This window comes from Lysinibacillus sp. FSL K6-0232, assembly GCF_038008325.1.
GTDB lineage: Bacteria > Bacillota > Bacilli > Bacillales_A > Planococcaceae > Lysinibacillus.
This window is the reverse complement of the sequence record NZ_JBBOYW010000001.1, coordinates 3,962,567-3,978,237: the sequence shown is the minus strand read 5'-3', so window position 1 is coordinate 3,978,237 and position 15,671 is coordinate 3,962,567. Positions and strand designations below refer to the sequence as shown.

Sequence of the window (15,671 nt, the reverse complement as noted above, 5' to 3'; positions counted from 1 at the left end):
TGTAAAAGAGGCAAATCTTTGCAAACGATTATCGAGCTGCGTAAAAGAGTCTTTATAAAGACCTATACTAAAGGGAGGTAGGCTCCTTGATAGACGTTAATGAATTTGAATATATGAAAATTGGTTTAGCATCACCTGATAAGATTCGCTCTTGGTCATATGGTGAGGTTAAAAAACCTGAAACAATTAACTACCGTACATTAAAACCAGAAAAAGATGGTTTATTCTGTGAGCGTATTTTCGGTCCAACAAAGGACTGGGAATGTCATTGTGGTAAATATAAGCGTGTGCGCTATAAAGGCGTAGTTTGTGACCGTTGTGGCGTAGAAGTAACACGTGCTAAAGTTCGCCGCGAACGTATGGGCCATATTGAATTGGCAGCACCAGTTTCTCATATCTGGTACTTCAAAGGTATTCCAAGCCGTATGGGTCTTATTTTAGATATGTCCCCACGTGCCCTAGAAGAGGTTATTTATTTTGCTTCTTACGTTGTGATTGATCCAGGTGCTACTAATTTAGAAAGTAAACAATTGCTTTCTGAAAAAGAGTACCGTGCATACCGTGAAAAATTCGGCAACACATTTGAAGCATCTATGGGTGCAGAAGCTATTAAAAAATTATTAAACAAAATTGACTTAGAAGATGAAACGCAATCTTTAAAAGAAGAGTTGAAATCTGCGCAAGGTCAACGACGTACTCGTGCTATTAAACGCTTAGAAGTTGTAGAATCCTTCCGTAACTCAGGTAACTCACCTGAATGGATGATTTTAGATGTACTACCTGTTATTCCACCAGAGCTTCGTCCAATGGTGCAATTAGATGGTGGTCGTTTTGCAACTTCTGACTTAAACGATTTATACCGTCGTGTAATTAACCGTAATAACCGTTTAAAACGTTTATTAGATTTAGGTGCTCCAAGCATTATCGTACAAAACGAAAAACGTATGTTACAAGAAGCTGTTGACGCATTAATCGATAATGGTCGTCGTGGACGTCCTGTAACAGGTCCTGGTAACCGTCCATTAAAATCACTTTCACATATGTTAAAAGGTAAACAAGGTCGTTTCCGTCAAAATCTACTTGGTAAACGTGTTGACTATTCTGGTCGTTCTGTTATCGTAGTAGGTCCAAACTTAAAAATGTACCAATGTGGCTTACCAAAAGAGATGGCTATCGAATTATTCAAGCCATTCGTTATGAAAGAATTAGTAGAGCGTGGTCTTGCACATAACATTAAATCGGCTAAACGTAAAATCGAACGTTTAAATAACGACGTATGGGACGTTTTAGAAGATGTTATCCGTGAGCATCCAGTATTACTAAACCGTGCACCAACGCTTCACCGTCTTGGTATTCAAGCATTTGAACCAACACTTGTTGAAGGTCGTGCTATTCGTCTTCACCCATTAGTATGTACAGCCTATAACGCTGACTTCGATGGTGACCAAATGGCGGTTCACGTACCATTATCGGCAGAAGCTCAAGCAGAAGCTCGTCTTCTAATGCTTGCTGCACAAAACATTCTGAATCCAAAAGATGGTAAACCTGTTGTAACACCATCTCAAGATATGGTATTAGGAAACTACTACTTAACACTTGAGCGTGAAGGCGCTCGTGGTGAAGGTTCTGTTTTCTATGGTCCGAATGAAGTGTTAATTGCTTATGATACAGGTCATGTACATTTGCATACACGTATTGCAATTAAAGCTGGTTCGTTAAACAACCCAACATTTACAGAAGAACAAAATAATATGTTCTTATTAACAACTGTTGGTAAAGTAATCTTTAACGAAATCTTGCCAGAATCATTCCCATATATTAATGAGCCAACTGATTTTAACTTAGAGCAAGCAACGCCAGATAAATACTTTGTGAATTTAACAATTGACGAAGAAACACTGAAAGAGCTTGAGTCAGATGCTGCTTATAACAGCCTTGATGAAAAAGGGAAAATTGATGCACAACGTTCAGCTGTTCTACGTAAACATTTTGCGTCAGTGCCTGTTGTGAATCCATTCCGTAAAAAATTCTTAGGAAATATCATTGCTGAAGTATTTAAACGTTTCCACATTACAGAAACATCTAAAATGCTTGACCGCATGAAAAACCTAGGATTCAAATATTCAACACGTGCTGGTATTACAGTAGGTGTATCTGATATCGTGGTATTACCAGATAAAGGTGAAATTTTAGCAGAAGCACAAGAAAAAGTGGATAAAGTTCAAGCGCAATTCCGTCGTGGTTTCATTACAGAAGATGAGCGTTATGATCGTGTTATCTCAAGCTGGAGTGCTGCAAAAGATGAAATTCAAGCGAAACTGATGAAGTCACTTGAGAAAACAAATCCAATTTTCATGATGTCTGATTCAGGTGCCCGTGGTAACGCATCTAACTTTACTCAGTTAGCTGGTATGCGTGGACTGATGGCCAACCCGGCTGGTCGTATCATCGAACTTCCAATTAAATCTTCATTCCGTGAAGGTTTAACAGTATTAGAGTACTTCATCTCTACGCATGGTGCTCGTAAAGGTCTTGCCGATACAGCCCTAAAAACTGCCGATTCAGGCTACTTAACACGTCGTCTTGTTGACGTTGCACAGGATGTTATTGTGCGCGAGGATGACTGTGGTACTGACCGTGGTTTAACAATTGGTGCGTTAATGGAAGGCACAGAATTGATTGAGTCTTTAGAGGAACGTATTGTTGGGCGTCATACGAAGAAAACAATCTTCCACCCTGAAACTGGTGAAGTGATTTTAGCAAAAGACGGCTTAATCGACCAAGATGTTGCTCGTGCAATTATCGAAGCTGGCATTGAGGAAGTAACAATCCGTTCAGCGTTTACATGTAATACAAAACATGGTGTATGTAAAAAATGCTACGGCATGAACTTAGCAACTGGTGAAAAGGTTGAGGTTGGAGAAGCAGTCGGTATTATTGCAGCCCAATCAATCGGTGAGCCAGGTACGCAATTAACAATGCGTACATTCCATACAGGTGGAGTTGCTGGGGATGATATTACACAAGGTCTTCCACGTATCCAAGAGATATTCGAAGCGCGTAACCCTAAAGGTCAATCTGTTATTTCAGAAATCGCTGGTACGGTTTCGGATATTACAGAAATCCGTGAGGGCTTAAAAGAAATTACAATTCAAGGTGATGTAGAAACTCGTAAATACCAAGCGCCTTATAATGCTCGTCTAAAAGTTATCGAAGGCGATACAGTAGAGCGTGGTCAGGTGTTAACAGAGGGTTCTATCGATCCAAAACAATTATTAAAAGTTAAAGACGTTTCAACTGTTCAAGAGTATTTACTAAAAGAAGTTCAAAAAGTATACCGTATGCAAGGGGTAGAAATTGGGGATAAGCATATTGAAGTAATGGTGCGTCAAATGCTTCGTAAAGTGCGTGTCATTGAAGCTGGTGATACAGAGCTACTACCAGGTTCATTGCTAGATATTCACCAATTTACAGAGGCAAATGCAGATGCTGTGATGAATGGCAAAAACCCTGCAACTTGTCGTCCTGTCATCCTTGGTATTACAAAAGCTTCTCTTGAAACAGAATCATTCTTATCTGCAGCATCATTCCAAGAAACAACACGTGTGTTAACAGATGCAGCAATTAAAGGTAAACGTGATGAGCTTCTTGGATTAAAAGAGAACGTAATTATCGGTAAACTTGTTCCTGCAGGTACTGGTATGCAACGTTATCGTCAAATCCGCATCGAAAAAGATGAGCTTGACACGGAAGTTATTTCTGCTGAATAGCTATTAAAATAAGGCCGAGGAGATGTATTCTACACATCTCTTCGGACTTTTTAAAGATAATAGTTGACAGTATAAATGGGTAATGATAATATATTGAAGGTTGATAGTTAACTGTCTGTACTTCGGAGGATATGAAAATGTCTTATGATAAAGTAAGGGCTAGTCAAACAATCATAGGTACAAAGCAAGCAGTAAAAGCAATGCGAGCTGGTTCAGTGAAAGAACTTTTTGTGGCACTTGATGCAGACAATTGGGTAACCGATTCGGCCATATCTTTCGCGAGAGAAATCGGTATACCAGTTATTCTTGTTGAGTCCAAAAAGGAACTGGGCAAGGCCTGTGGAATCCACGTTGGAGCTGCAGTAGTTGCGATTATTGTAGAGTAGTTTTTGTGTAAAAGCACAAAGACTTTGTTTTTACCCTAAAAATGAACCACCTGGATGTGTGGTATTAAAAAAGAAGGAATGAAGGGAGGAAATATCGATGCCTACAATTAACCAATTGGTACGTAAGCCTCGTAAATCTAAAAGCACGAAATCAAATTCACCAGCGTTAAACAAAGGATACAACTCATTTAAAAAATCTTTAACTGATGTTAAATCTCCTCAAAAACGTGGTGTTTGTACTCGTGTAGGTACAATGACGCCTAAAAAACCAAACTCAGCGTTACGTAAATACGCTCGTGTACGTTTAACTAACCAAATTGAGGTTACAGCGTACATTCCTGGTGAAGGCCACAACTTACAAGAGCACAGTGTTGTTCTTATCCGTGGCGGTCGTGTAAAAGACTTACCGGGTGTTCGTTACCATATCGTTCGTGGTGCTCTTGATACTGCTGGTGTAAACGGTCGTATGCAATCACGTTCTTTATATGGTACAAAACGCCCTAAAGAAAAAAAATAATCTAAAACTTATAAGTTATTTATTCAATGAAAGGAGGAAAACACATGCCTCGTAAAGGTCCTGTTTCCAAACGTGACGTGTTACCAGATCCAATTTATAATTCAAAGCTAGTAACTCGTTTAATCAATAAAATGATGATTGATGGTAAAAGAGGTACTTCTCAAAAGATTTTATACGGTGCGTTCGAATTAGTAAAAGAACGTTCTGGTGAAAATCCAATCGAAGTATTCGAAGCTGCTCTAAATAATGTAATGCCAGTTCTTGAAGTACGTGCTCGCCGTGTTGGTGGTTCTAACTACCAAGTACCAGTTGAAGTACGCCCAGAACGTCGTACAACTTTAGGTCTTCGTTACCTAGTTAACTATGCTCGTCTTCGTGGTGAAAAAACTATGGAAGAGCGTTTAGCTAACGAAATTCTTGATGCTTCTAACAACACTGGTGCATCAGTTAAGAAACGTGAAGATATGCACAAAATGGCAGAAGCGAACAAAGCATTCGCTCACTACCGTTGGTAATCTAAACATTGCATAAGCCCAATATGGAAGGAGAAATACCTAATGAAACGCGAATTCTCTCTAGAGAATACTCGTAATATTGGGATCATGGCTCATATTGATGCTGGTAAAACAACAACAACTGAGCGTATCCTTTATTACACAGGTAAGATTCACAAAATCGGTGAAACTCATGAAGGCGCTTCTCAAATGGACTGGATGGAGCAAGAGCAAGAACGTGGTATCACAATCACTTCTGCTGCAACAACAGCTCAATGGAACGGCCATCGTGTTAACATCATCGATACTCCTGGACACGTAGACTTCACTGTAGAAGTTGAACGTTCTTTACGTGTACTTGATGGTGCAGTAACAGTACTTGATGCTCAATCAGGTGTTGAGCCACAAACTGAAACTGTATGGCGTCAAGCTACTACTTACGGTGTTCCACGTATCGTATTCATTAACAAAATGGATAAAATGGGTGCGGATTTCCTATATTCTGTAGGCACTTTACATGAGCGTCTTCAAGCAAATGCTCATCCAATCCAATTACCAATCGGTGCTGAAGATGAGTTCAAAGCAATTATTGACTTAATCGAAATGAATGTAACTTACTACGATAACGAAGAAGGTACAGCATTACGTGAAGGTGAACCAATTCCTGAAGAACATCAAGCACAAGCAGAAGAATACCGTGAAAAATTAATCGAAGCAATTGCTGAAGTTAATGAAGACATCATGGAAAAATACTTTGCTGGTGAAGAAATTACAAAAGAAGAATTGAAAGCAGCAATCCGTAAAGCAACAATTGCGGTAGAATTCTACCCTGTTCTTTGTGGTACAGCATTCAAACACAAAGGTGTTCGTAAAATGCTTGATGCAGTAATCGATTACCTTCCATCTCCAGTAGATGTACCTGCTATTAAGGGTACTTTACCAGATTCAGACGAAGAAATCGTACGTCATTCTTCAGACGAAGAACCATTCTCGGCTCTTGCGTTTAAAGTAATGACAGACCCATTCGTTGGGAAGTTAACATTCTTCCGTGTATATTCTGGTATTTTACAATCAGGTTCGTATGTACAAAACTCTACAAAAGGTAAACGTGAGCGTGTAGGTCGTATCCTACAAATGCACGCTAACTCTCGTGAAGAGATTTCTCAAGTGTTCGCAGGGGATATCGCTGCTGCTGTAGGTCTTAAAGATACTACAACTGGTGATACATTATGTGACGAGAAAAACCTTGTTATTCTTGAATCAATGGAATTCCCAGAACCAGTTATCTCTCTTTCTGTAGAACCAAAATCTAAAGCAGACCAAGACAAAATGGGTCAAGCTTTACAAAAACTACAAGAAGAAGATCCAACATTCCGTGCACATACAGACCAAGAAACTGGTCAAACAATTATCTCTGGTATGGGTGAGCTTCACCTTGATATCCTTGTTGATCGTATGCGCCGTGAATTCCGTGTAGAAGCTAACGTTGGTGCTCCACAGGTATCTTACCGTGAAACATTCCGTGGCTCTGCTCAAGTTGAAGGTAAATTCGTTCGCCAATCTGGTGGTCGTGGTCAATTCGGTCACGTTTGGATCGAATTCTCTCCAAACGAAGAAGGAAAAGGCTTCGAATTTGAAAATGCTATCGTTGGTGGTGTAGTTCCACGTGAATACATCCCTGCTGTAGAAGCAGGTCTTAAAGACGCTTTAGAAAATGGTGTACTTGCTGGTTACCCATTAATCGACATTAAAGCGAAATTATTCGATGGTTCTTACCATGATGTTGACTCAAACGAAATGGCATTCAAAATCGCTGCATCTATGGCTCTTAAAAACGCGGTTTCTAAATGTAACCCAGTTTTACTTGAACCAATGATGAAAGTTGAAGTTGTAATTCCAGAAGAATATCTTGGTGATATCATGGGTAACATCACTTCTCGCCGTGGTCGTGTAGAAGGTATGGAAGCTCGCGGTAACGCTCAAGTTGTTCGTGCAATGGTTCCACTTTCAGAAATGTTTGGATATGCAACAACTTTACGTTCTGCAACGCAAGGTCGTGGTGTATTCTCTATGGTATTCGATCATTATGAAGAAGTACCAAAATCAATTTCTGAAGAAATCATTAAAAAAAATAAAGGTGAATAATTGAAATTTCATCTTGCATCAAGTATAACTAATCTGTAAGGTATGATTGTAGGATAGGGGATGGGCCCGTTCTCTATCAACATTCATTCTATAAATTTAAAAACAAAACATACAATTTTGAGGAGGCAATCTCTAATGGCTAAAGAAAAATTTGACCGTTCTAAAACGCATGCTAACATTGGTACAATCGGACACGTTGACCATGGTAAAACTACTTTAACTGCTGCTATCGCTACAGTTCTTTCTAAAAAAATGGGTGGTGAGGCTAAATCTTACGACCAAATCGATAACGCTCCAGAAGAAAAAGAGCGTGGTATCACAATCAATACTTCTCACGTAGAGTATGAAACTGAAACTCGTCACTATGCACACGTTGACTGCCCAGGACACGCTGACTATGTTAAAAACATGATCACTGGTGCTGCTCAAATGGACGGCGGTATCTTAGTAGTATCTGCTGCTGATGGCCCAATGCCACAAACTCGTGAGCACATTCTTTTATCTCGTCAAGTAGGTGTTCCATACTTAGTAGTATTCATGAACAAATGTGATATGGTAGACGACGAAGAATTATTAGAATTAGTAGAAATGGAAATCCGTGACCTACTTTCTGAATATGACTTCCCAGGTGATGATATCCCTGTAATCAAAGGTTCTGCTCTTAAAGCTCTTGAAGGTGAACCAGAATGGGAAGAAAAAATCATTGAGTTAATGGACGCTGTAGATAGCTACATCCCAACTCCAGAACGTCAAACTGACAAACCATTCATGATGCCAGTAGAGGACGTATTCTCTATCACTGGTCGTGGTACAGTTGCAACTGGCCGTGTAGAACGTGGTCAAGTTAAAGTTGGTGACGTTGTTGAAATCATCGGTATCACTGAAGAAGCTAAATCTACAACTGTAACTGGTGTAGAAATGTTCCGTAAATTATTAGACTATGCTGAAGCTGGTGACAACATCGGTGCATTACTTCGTGGTGTAGCTCGTGAAGAAATCCAACGTGGTCAAGTATTAGCTAAACCAGGCTCAATCACACCACACACTAACTTCAAAGCAGAAGTTTACGTTTTATCAAAAGAAGAGGGTGGCCGTCATACTCCATTCTTCTCTAACTACCGTCCACAGTTCTACTTCCGTACAACTGACGTAACTGGTGTAATCAACTTACCAGAAGGCGTTGAGATGGTAATGCCTGGCGATAACATCGAAATGAACGTTGAACTTATCGCTCCAATCGCTCTTGAAGAAGGTACTAAATTCTCTATCCGTGAGGGTGGCCGTACTGTAGGCGCTGGCGTAGTTTCTTCTATCCAAAAATAATTTTAGCTTTTGCTAATTTCCTAAACCAATCTGTGGGGACGCCTACAGATTGGTTTTTTTATGTTAAAATATAGGGAATTCAAGCTTTTCATAGTTTATGTTTACATAGCCAATAACATGTCAATAAAGTAAGCCACTAGAAAGTATGAGGAGGAAATTTGAAAGTGGAGATGAAAATTTTACTCATTGAAGATGACCCATCCATTTTTAAGATGATTCAAGAACGCTTTGCACAATGGTCATTACAAGTAATTGGTCCAAAAAATTTTCAAAAGGTGATGGATGATTTTATAGAGGAAAAGCCCCATCTTGTGCTTATTGATATTCAACTGCCTGCCTATGATGGCTTTCATTGGTGTCGTGAAATTCGCTATCTTTCAAAAGTTCCAATCCTTTTCCTATCCTCTCGTGACCATCCAATGGATATGGTAATGGCAATGCAAATGGGCGCAGATGATTTTATCCAAAAGCCTTTTCATATGGAAGTATTGCTTGCTAAGACACAGGCTATTTTGCGTCGTACATACGATTATGTTGAGGAGCAAATGGATATAAGTCGTTTTAATGATGCTGTTATTGATTATGCAAGAAGTGAGATTGTCTATAATGGAGCGGCTGCCTCATTAACAAAAAATGAGCTCTTTATTTTACGAATCTTAGTGGAAAAGGCAAATCAAATTGTATCGAGAGATGAGCTAATGAGAAAGCTCTGGGATGATGAACGTTTTGTAAATGATAATACTTTGTCGGTAAATGTTAATCGTTTACGCACAAAGCTTGAGGATATTGGTTTACAAGAAGTTATTCAAACAAAAAAAGGTCTTGGCTATATAGCAGTAAACCAAGGGATGTGAACAAAATTGCTACTACTATTTATACGAGAACGGTTAGCATGGCTAGGCTTTTTTATCTTTATCTTGGCAATATTGAACATATTATTTGCTTTAGATATAGGATTAGAGGATATTTCCACCTTGTATGTAAACATTAGTTTGCTTATTAGTTTTACACTCTTTTTTGTATGGCGTTATATTGTTGAAGTTGGGAAATTAAAAGATTTCCTGGGAAATATGGAGAACTATTTAGATGAGATTCATAAAAGTCGTCTAGCTTTATTGCCTTTTCAAGAAGTTTATTTTCGAAAAATGGGAGCTATCTTTTATGAGAAGAAAGTGGAGTTAAATCAAGCGAAAGTGCAGCTACAGGAATATTCGGATGAGCTACTAGCATGGGTGCATGAAGTAAAAGCGCCTTTAACAGCTATTAATTTAATGCTAGAGCATGTTGAGGACTTAGAGTTGCGTCGAAAATTAGAAAATGAATGGTTAAGGCTGCATTTATTAGTGGATCAACAGCTACATCAAACACGACTACACTCAATCGAAAAGGATAATTATTTAACAGAGGTCGAACTGAAGCCAATTATTTATAAGGAAATTCGAGCGATGCAAGCTTGGTGTATCGAAAAAGGTATTGGCTTTGATGTTGATAACCTTACAGAAACCGTTCTAACAGACAGCAAGTGGCTAGCATTTATTGTTCGACAAATTCTTTCAAATGCCATTAAGTATAGTCCAGCAGATTCTGAAATAATCATATGGACAGAAGCTGATGCTACAGAAGCAATATTATTACATATCAAAGATACAGGTATTGGTATTGCTTCAGAAGATTTACCTCGTATTTTTCAAAAATCATATACTGGTATAATTGGAAGAGAATCTACACAATCTACGGGTATGGGTCTTTATTTAGCTTATAATGTAGCACAAAAATTAGGTATTCGTATTCATGTACAATCAAAGATTGGTGAAGGCTCATTATTTACATTACGCTTTCCACTACAAAACGAATATGCCAAACTAACAGGTAGATGACAAAATTGTCACCTACCTTTTTATATTGTCATGTAAAACGCACGAATTACCAGTGACAACAGGGTACACTTGAAATAGAGAAAGGGGCGTTTCCAAATTGACAGTTTTAATTGGTCGTAAAATAAAAAAGGTTTATGGAAAGAAATCAACAGCTCAAGAAGTGTTAAAGGGCATTGATGTAGAAGTAAATAAAGGTGAATTTGTAGGGATTATGGGACCATCTGGCTCAGGAAAAACAACGCTTTTAAACGTTTTATGCTCCATTGATTTTGCAACAGAAGGTGTTATTGAAATAAACGGGCAAAACTTACGTGGCATGAAGGAAAAGGCTTTAGCAAATTTCCGTCGAGAGCAACTCGGCTTTATATTTCAAGATTATAATTTATTGGATACTTTAACAGTAAAGGAAAATATTCTTTTACCATTAGCTATTAGTAAACTACCTAAAGCTGTCGCAGAAAGTCGTGTGAAAGAACTAACACATTTACTCGGCATTACAGAAATTTTAAATAAATATCCAAATGAAATATCAGGTGGACAAAAGCAGCGTACATCAGCAGCTCGTGCATTGATTACAAACCCATCCCTTGTTTTTGCAGATGAGCCTACAGGTGCGCTTGATTCTAAATCAGCTACAGCACTATTAAAAAATTTACAAAGCATCAACGAAACAAAAGAAGCTACAATTATGATGGTTACACATGATGCTGTAGCAGCCAGCTTCTGTACACGTGTACTATTTTTGAAAGATGGCTTGATTTATAGTGAGCTTTATAAGGGGGATAAAACAAGGCAAGTATTCTTCCAGGAAATTATGCATACGCAAAGTGTGCTAGGTGGTGATGGCTATGAGTCTTAGCAAGCTTGTGCTGCGTAGTATGAAGAAAAATATGAAGCATTACTATCTTTACTTCTTTGCACTTATTTTTAGTGTCACATTGTATTTTTCCTTTGTCACATTGCAATATAATGCTGAAGTATGGGAGGCTGTTCAAATAAGTGGAACAGCTACAGCAGGCTTTAAAGCAGCAACATATATTTTATACTTTATTGTGCTATTCTTTGTGCTCTATGCCAACCATCTATTTATGAAGCGTCGCAGTAAAGAGGTCGGCTTATATCAATTAATTGGCATGACAAAGGGCTTGATTGTCCGCTTATTAGCGATTGAAAATATATTATTATTCGTTGGGGCTGTTATAGTAGGAATGCTAGCAGGCTTCTTTAGCTCACGTGTATTTGCTATGATTTTATTACGTGTACTTGAAAAAGAGGCTCTTGTCACAATGGCATTTAGTACACAGGCATTACAGCAGTCCATCATTATATTTGCCGTTCTTTTAATCATTGTGCTTATACAAATGGCTTGGATGATTCATCGTGTTTCACTGTTATCATTATTTAGCGCTGCCAAGCAAGCAGATGAACGTGTAAGACGCTTTAGCCCTTTACAAATGGTGATTGGGTTTTTAGGACTTATTTTAATTGGCTACGGCTATTATGCCTCAACTAAACTATTTGACATTGAAGCAACTAGTAATTTATTGGTCAGCATGCTTATTATTTTAGCAACGACCATTGGTGGAACCTTCCTTGTTTTCCGTTTCTCTATAGCATTTATTATGAACATAATTCGCTTAAAGAAAAAAGGTCATTTATCAGTTCAGGATGTTTTAGCATTAACACCGATTATGCATCGCATGAAAAGCAATGCAAAGTCATTAACACTTATTACTGTATTAACAGGTGTATCTCTAGGTATTACAACTTTGTCCTATATTGCTTACTATTCATCAGAGGCATCTGCTTATAGTCAAGTACCGGGTGATTTTGTATTGCTAGAGAATAACAGTCAGGCATTTGTAGAGGCGTTAGAGCAACATAATATTGCATATGGTGCAGTGGATTACCGTTTACAAGGTGTGTCAGCTACTGTAGGTCAATTAATGTCTGAAGAGCAAAAAGACAATCCTTTATATACAATGGAAGGTGTTATTTATACGATTCCACTCTCTGATTACCAGCAAAAGGTTCCTACAGCTTCATTATCAGGTAATGATGCTATTTTAACAAACTATGGTGGCTATATGGCAGAGATGTTTCCGCTAGAGAAAGATCGAGATATCGATGTATCAGCAGGGGAGTTTAAGGAAACTCTTCATATTGTTGATATTCAGGAGCATAGTCTTATTAGCGGTATTATAACAGCTGGGGGTGGTGGTCCAATCTTCGTTGTGACAGACAAAATGTTTGAGCATCTTGCAACACAATCAGAGCTATATCCTTGGCATCAGCAAACAACAATTACGTTACAAGCAGAAAGCGATAGAGCAGCAGCAGAGCAATTATACCAGCAAACAGGTGCAGATATTTTAACAATTGTAGATAATGAAGGGGATACGCATGAATATAAACAATCCTCCTATGAGATGCAACGTAAGGGTAATATTGAATCTTTAGGACTTACAATTTTTATCACAGCATTTTTAGGCTTAGCTTTCTTAATGACGACAGGCAGTATTCTATATTTTAAACAAATGTCTGAGGCAGAAGAAGAACGTGATTCCTATACAATTCTAAGAAAGATTGGCTTTGCAGAAAAGGATATTATGAAAGGTATTTATATGAAGCAAGCCTTTAATTTCGGTGTTCCATTAGTGATTGGCTTATTGCACAGCTATTTTGCTGTAAAATCAGGGTGGTTTTTATTCGGTACAGAGTTAACGACACCACTTTGGATAGCAATGTGCTGCTATATTGCACTCTATGCAATCTTTGCTATTTTGTCAGTAGGCTATTATAAAAGGGTAGTTCGAGAATCATTATAACTATTTAATAAGAAGAAATTCAAAGGAGCTATCAAAAAAGTCCGATGTTATGTGACTTTCTTGATAGCTTTACTTTAGCTGAAATTATTTGAAAGTTTGAAAATATTAATAAGATAACCTTAAGTATTGCAATATCTCTTGAAATTTTATATACTAATAAACGGCTTAAATAAGCGAAGAATTTAGTAGTAGTAAGAATATCAGCAACATTTAAAAGAATTTAGCGAAAAGACTTGCTTATTCTTTTTTTATTGTATATAATGTTGAATGTTGGTCTTTGACTGCGATGAAGCGAGAGGTTGCCGACACACCCGGCCGCTTTGCCATGGCGGTGTGTGGGAGAATTTTCGTGGAGAATGTCTAGAAAATAGGCGAGAAGGAGGGAAAATAATGGCAAAACAAAAGATTCGTATTCGTTTAAAAGCGTATGATCACCGTATTTTAGATCAATCTGCTGAGAAAATTGTGGAAACTGCAAAACGTTCAGGTGCAAGTGTATCAGGTCCGATTCCACTTCCAACTGAGAAGTCTGTGTACACAATTCTTCGTGCTGTTCACAAGTACAAAGATTCTCGTGAACAATTCGAAATGCGTACGCATAAACGTCTGATCGATATCGTTAACCCAACACCACAAACTGTTGATGCGTTAATGAAACTTGATTTACCATCTGGCGTTGATATCGAAATCAAACTTTAATGGTAAAAACAATATAACTTTTTTAAAACTTACAGGAGGTGTGACAGATGGCTAAAGGAATCTTAGGTAGAAAAATTGGTATGACACAAGTTTTCGCTGAAAATGGCGATTTAATCCCAGTAACAGTTATTGAAGCTGCTCCAAACGTAGTTCTTCAAAAGAAAACTGTTGAAACAGATGGCTACGAAGCAATCCAAGTTGGTTTCGAAGATAAGCGTGTTAAGCTTTCTAACAAACCAGAACAAGGTCACGTAGCAAAAGCGAATACTGCTCCTAAGCGCTTCATTCGTGAATTCCGCAACGTGAACGTGGAAGAGTACGAAGTTGGTCAAGAAGTCAATGTAGAAATTTTCGCAGAAGGCGATGTAATTGATGTAACAGGTGTTACTAAAGGTAAAGGTTTCCAAGGTGTAATTAAACGCCACGGACAATCTCGTGGTCCAATGGCCCACGGTTCTCGTTACCACCGTCGTCCTGGTTCAATGGGTCCAGTTGCTCCGAACCGCGTATTCAAACAAAAGAAATTACCTGGTCAAATGGGTGGCAATGTAGTTACAATCCAAAACTTAGAGATCGTAAAGGTTGATGCGGAACGTAACTTACTACTTGTTAAAGGTAATGTTCCTGGTTCTAAAAAAGCTCTAGTTACAGTAAAAACTGCAATTAAAGCTAAGTAATTATTGAAAGAAAGGAGGAAACAGGAATGACAAAAGTATCTGTACTTAGTCAAACAGGTGCTTCAGTTGGCGAAATCGAATTAAACGATGCGATTTTCGGAATCGAGCCAAATGAAGCAGTATTATTCGACGCAGTAGTTGCACAACGCGCTTCTCTACGTCAAGGTAATCACAAAGTGAAAAACCGTTCTGAAGTTGCTGGTGGTGGTCGTAAACCATGGCGTCAAAAAGGAACTGGTCGTGCTCGTCAAGGTTCTATCCGTTCTCCACAATGGCGCGGCGGTGGTATCGTATTCGGTCCTACTCCACGTAGCTATTCTTATAAATTACCTAAAAAAGTTCGTCGTTTAGCTCTTAAATCGGCTTTATCAGCTAAAGTAGTAGAACAAAACTTCTTAGTTCTTGATGCTCTAACTTTAGAAGCGCCAAAAACAAAAGAATTCACAAAAATTCTTAAAGATCTTTCTTTAGAGAAAAAATCTTTATTCGTAACTGCTGACCTAGATGAAAACGTAGCATTATCTGCTCGTAACATCCCAGGTGTAACAGTTTTAACTGCAAATGGTATCAACGTTCTTGATCTATTAGGTCATGATAAAGTTGTATTTACTAAATCTGCAGTAGAAAAAGTTGAGGAGGTGCTTGGATAATGGAAGCACGTGATATTTTAAAACGTCCGGTCATTACTGAGCGTTCTTCAGAACTTATGGCAGAGAAAAAGTATACTTTCGAAGTAGACACTCGCGCTAACAAAACTCAAGTAAAAGACGCTGTAGAAGAAATCTTTGGCGTGAAAGTTGAGAAAGTAAACGTTCTTAACTACAAAGGTAAATTCAAGCGCGTTGGCCGTTATGGTGGTTACACTAACAAACGCCGTAAAGCAATTGTTAAATTAACTGCTGATAGCAAAGAAATTGAATTATTCGAAATGTAATCCATAATGGATTTATGATTT

14 protein-coding genes are annotated in these 15,671 nt (G+C 38.3%); all 14 read left to right on the top strand.

The annotated features are described in order from the left end of the window. Positions 1–86: 86 nt before the first annotated feature. The 14 genes from rpoC to rplW all read left to right on the top strand — a co-directional run bounded on the left by rpoC (position 87) and on the right by rplW (position 15,650). The gene (gene rpoC / locus MHB42_RS19695; protein ID WP_340808289.1) at positions 87–3,770 is read left to right on the top strand and encodes a DNA-directed RNA polymerase subunit beta'; all 3,684 of its coding nucleotides are present in this window, start codon (positions 87–89) and stop codon (positions 3,768–3,770) included. 137 nt (positions 3,771–3,907) lie between these two features. Further along, positions 3,908–4,156 (top strand): ribosomal L7Ae/L30e/S12e/Gadd45 family protein, encoded by a 249-nt coding sequence (locus tag MHB42_RS19690; protein ID WP_340808287.1) that lies wholly within the window; start codon positions 3,908–3,910, stop codon positions 4,154–4,156. Positions 4,157–4,253: 97 nt separating this feature from the next. Further along, on the top strand, positions 4,254–4,673 hold the full coding sequence (rpsL, locus tag MHB42_RS19685; RefSeq protein ID WP_332649143.1) for a 30S ribosomal protein S12: 420 nt from the start codon (positions 4,254–4,256) through the stop codon (positions 4,671–4,673). Positions 4,674–4,717: 44 nt separating this feature from the next. Beyond that, the gene (gene rpsG / locus MHB42_RS19680) at positions 4,718–5,188 is read left to right on the top strand and encodes a 30S ribosomal protein S7 (RefSeq protein WP_340808283.1); all 471 of its coding nucleotides are present in this window, start codon (positions 4,718–4,720) and stop codon (positions 5,186–5,188) included. A 42-nt stretch (positions 5,189–5,230) separates the two neighbouring features. After that, a complete protein-coding gene (fusA, locus tag MHB42_RS19675) occupies positions 5,231–7,312 on the top strand; it encodes an elongation factor G (protein ID WP_340808281.1) in 2,082 nt (693 codons plus the stop codon). Between the two features lie 135 nt (positions 7,313–7,447). Continuing rightward, positions 7,448–8,635 (top strand): elongation factor Tu, encoded by a 1,188-nt coding sequence (tuf, locus tag MHB42_RS19670; protein WP_340808279.1) that lies wholly within the window; start codon positions 7,448–7,450, stop codon positions 8,633–8,635. A gap of 170 nt (positions 8,636–8,805) precedes the next feature. Further along, positions 8,806–9,489 (top strand): response regulator transcription factor, encoded by a 684-nt coding sequence (locus MHB42_RS19665; RefSeq protein ID WP_340808649.1) that lies wholly within the window; start codon positions 8,806–8,808, stop codon positions 9,487–9,489. Between the two features lie 216 nt (positions 9,490–9,705). Then, the gene (locus MHB42_RS19660) at positions 9,706–10,512 is read left to right on the top strand and encodes a sensor histidine kinase (protein ID WP_340808276.1); all 807 of its coding nucleotides are present in this window, start codon (positions 9,706–9,708) and stop codon (positions 10,510–10,512) included. Between the two features lie 97 nt (positions 10,513–10,609). Beyond that, positions 10,610–11,371: an ABC transporter ATP-binding protein gene (locus MHB42_RS19655; protein WP_340808274.1), complete on the top strand. Its 762-nt coding sequence runs from the start codon at positions 10,610–10,612 to the stop codon at positions 11,369–11,371. Beyond that, a complete protein-coding gene (locus tag MHB42_RS19650) occupies positions 11,361–13,340 on the top strand; it encodes an ABC transporter permease (protein WP_340808273.1) in 1,980 nt (659 codons plus the stop codon). Before MHB42_RS19655 ends, MHB42_RS19650 begins: the two co-directional genes overlap by 11 nt. A gap of 390 nt (positions 13,341–13,730) precedes the next feature. Next, the gene (gene rpsJ, locus MHB42_RS19645) at positions 13,731–14,039 is read left to right on the top strand and encodes a 30S ribosomal protein S10 (RefSeq protein WP_004233624.1); all 309 of its coding nucleotides are present in this window, start codon (positions 13,731–13,733) and stop codon (positions 14,037–14,039) included. A gap of 47 nt (positions 14,040–14,086) precedes the next feature. Further along, positions 14,087–14,716: a 50S ribosomal protein L3 gene (rplC, locus tag MHB42_RS19640; RefSeq protein WP_053997234.1), complete on the top strand. Its 630-nt coding sequence runs from the start codon at positions 14,087–14,089 to the stop codon at positions 14,714–14,716. Between the two features lie 26 nt (positions 14,717–14,742). Further along, positions 14,743–15,366: a 50S ribosomal protein L4 gene (gene rplD / locus MHB42_RS19635; protein ID WP_053997235.1), complete on the top strand. Its 624-nt coding sequence runs from the start codon at positions 14,743–14,745 to the stop codon at positions 15,364–15,366. Continuing rightward, complete coding sequence (gene rplW, locus MHB42_RS19630) at positions 15,366–15,650, top strand: 50S ribosomal protein L23 (RefSeq protein ID WP_004233628.1); 285 nt, start codon at positions 15,366–15,368, stop codon at positions 15,648–15,650. The genes rplD and rplW overlap by 1 nt, the downstream gene beginning before the upstream one ends. The last annotated feature ends 21 nt before the right edge of the window (positions 15,651–15,671 follow it).

What these genes read in the sequence shown, in the direction of transcription:
- MHB42_RS19690 (WP_340808287.1), top strand. Translation starts at nt 3,908, where the DNA reads ATGTCTTATGATAAAGTAAGGGCTAGTCAAACAATCATAGGTACAAAG.
- rpsL (WP_332649143.1), top strand. Translation starts at nt 4,254, where the DNA reads ATGCCTACAATTAACCAATTGGTACGTAAGCCTCGTAAATCTAAAAGC.
- rpsG (WP_340808283.1), top strand. Translation starts at nt 4,718, where the DNA reads ATGCCTCGTAAAGGTCCTGTTTCCAAACGTGACGTGTTACCAGATCCA.
- fusA (WP_340808281.1), top strand. Translation starts at nt 5,231, where the DNA reads ATGAAACGCGAATTCTCTCTAGAGAATACTCGTAATATTGGGATCATG.
- tuf (WP_340808279.1), top strand. Translation starts at nt 7,448, where the DNA reads ATGGCTAAAGAAAAATTTGACCGTTCTAAAACGCATGCTAACATTGGT.
- MHB42_RS19665 (WP_340808649.1), top strand. Translation starts at nt 8,806, where the DNA reads ATGAAAATTTTACTCATTGAAGATGACCCATCCATTTTTAAGATGATT.
- MHB42_RS19660 (WP_340808276.1), top strand. Translation starts at nt 9,706, where the DNA reads ATGGAGAACTATTTAGATGAGATTCATAAAAGTCGTCTAGCTTTATTG.
- MHB42_RS19650 (WP_340808273.1), top strand. Translation starts at nt 11,361, where the DNA reads ATGAGTCTTAGCAAGCTTGTGCTGCGTAGTATGAAGAAAAATATGAAG.
- rpsJ (WP_004233624.1), top strand. Translation starts at nt 13,731, where the DNA reads ATGGCAAAACAAAAGATTCGTATTCGTTTAAAAGCGTATGATCACCGT.
- rplC (WP_053997234.1), top strand. Translation starts at nt 14,087, where the DNA reads ATGGCTAAAGGAATCTTAGGTAGAAAAATTGGTATGACACAAGTTTTC.
- rplD (WP_053997235.1), top strand. Translation starts at nt 14,743, where the DNA reads ATGACAAAAGTATCTGTACTTAGTCAAACAGGTGCTTCAGTTGGCGAA.
- rplW (WP_004233628.1), top strand. Translation starts at nt 15,366, where the DNA reads ATGGAAGCACGTGATATTTTAAAACGTCCGGTCATTACTGAGCGTTCT.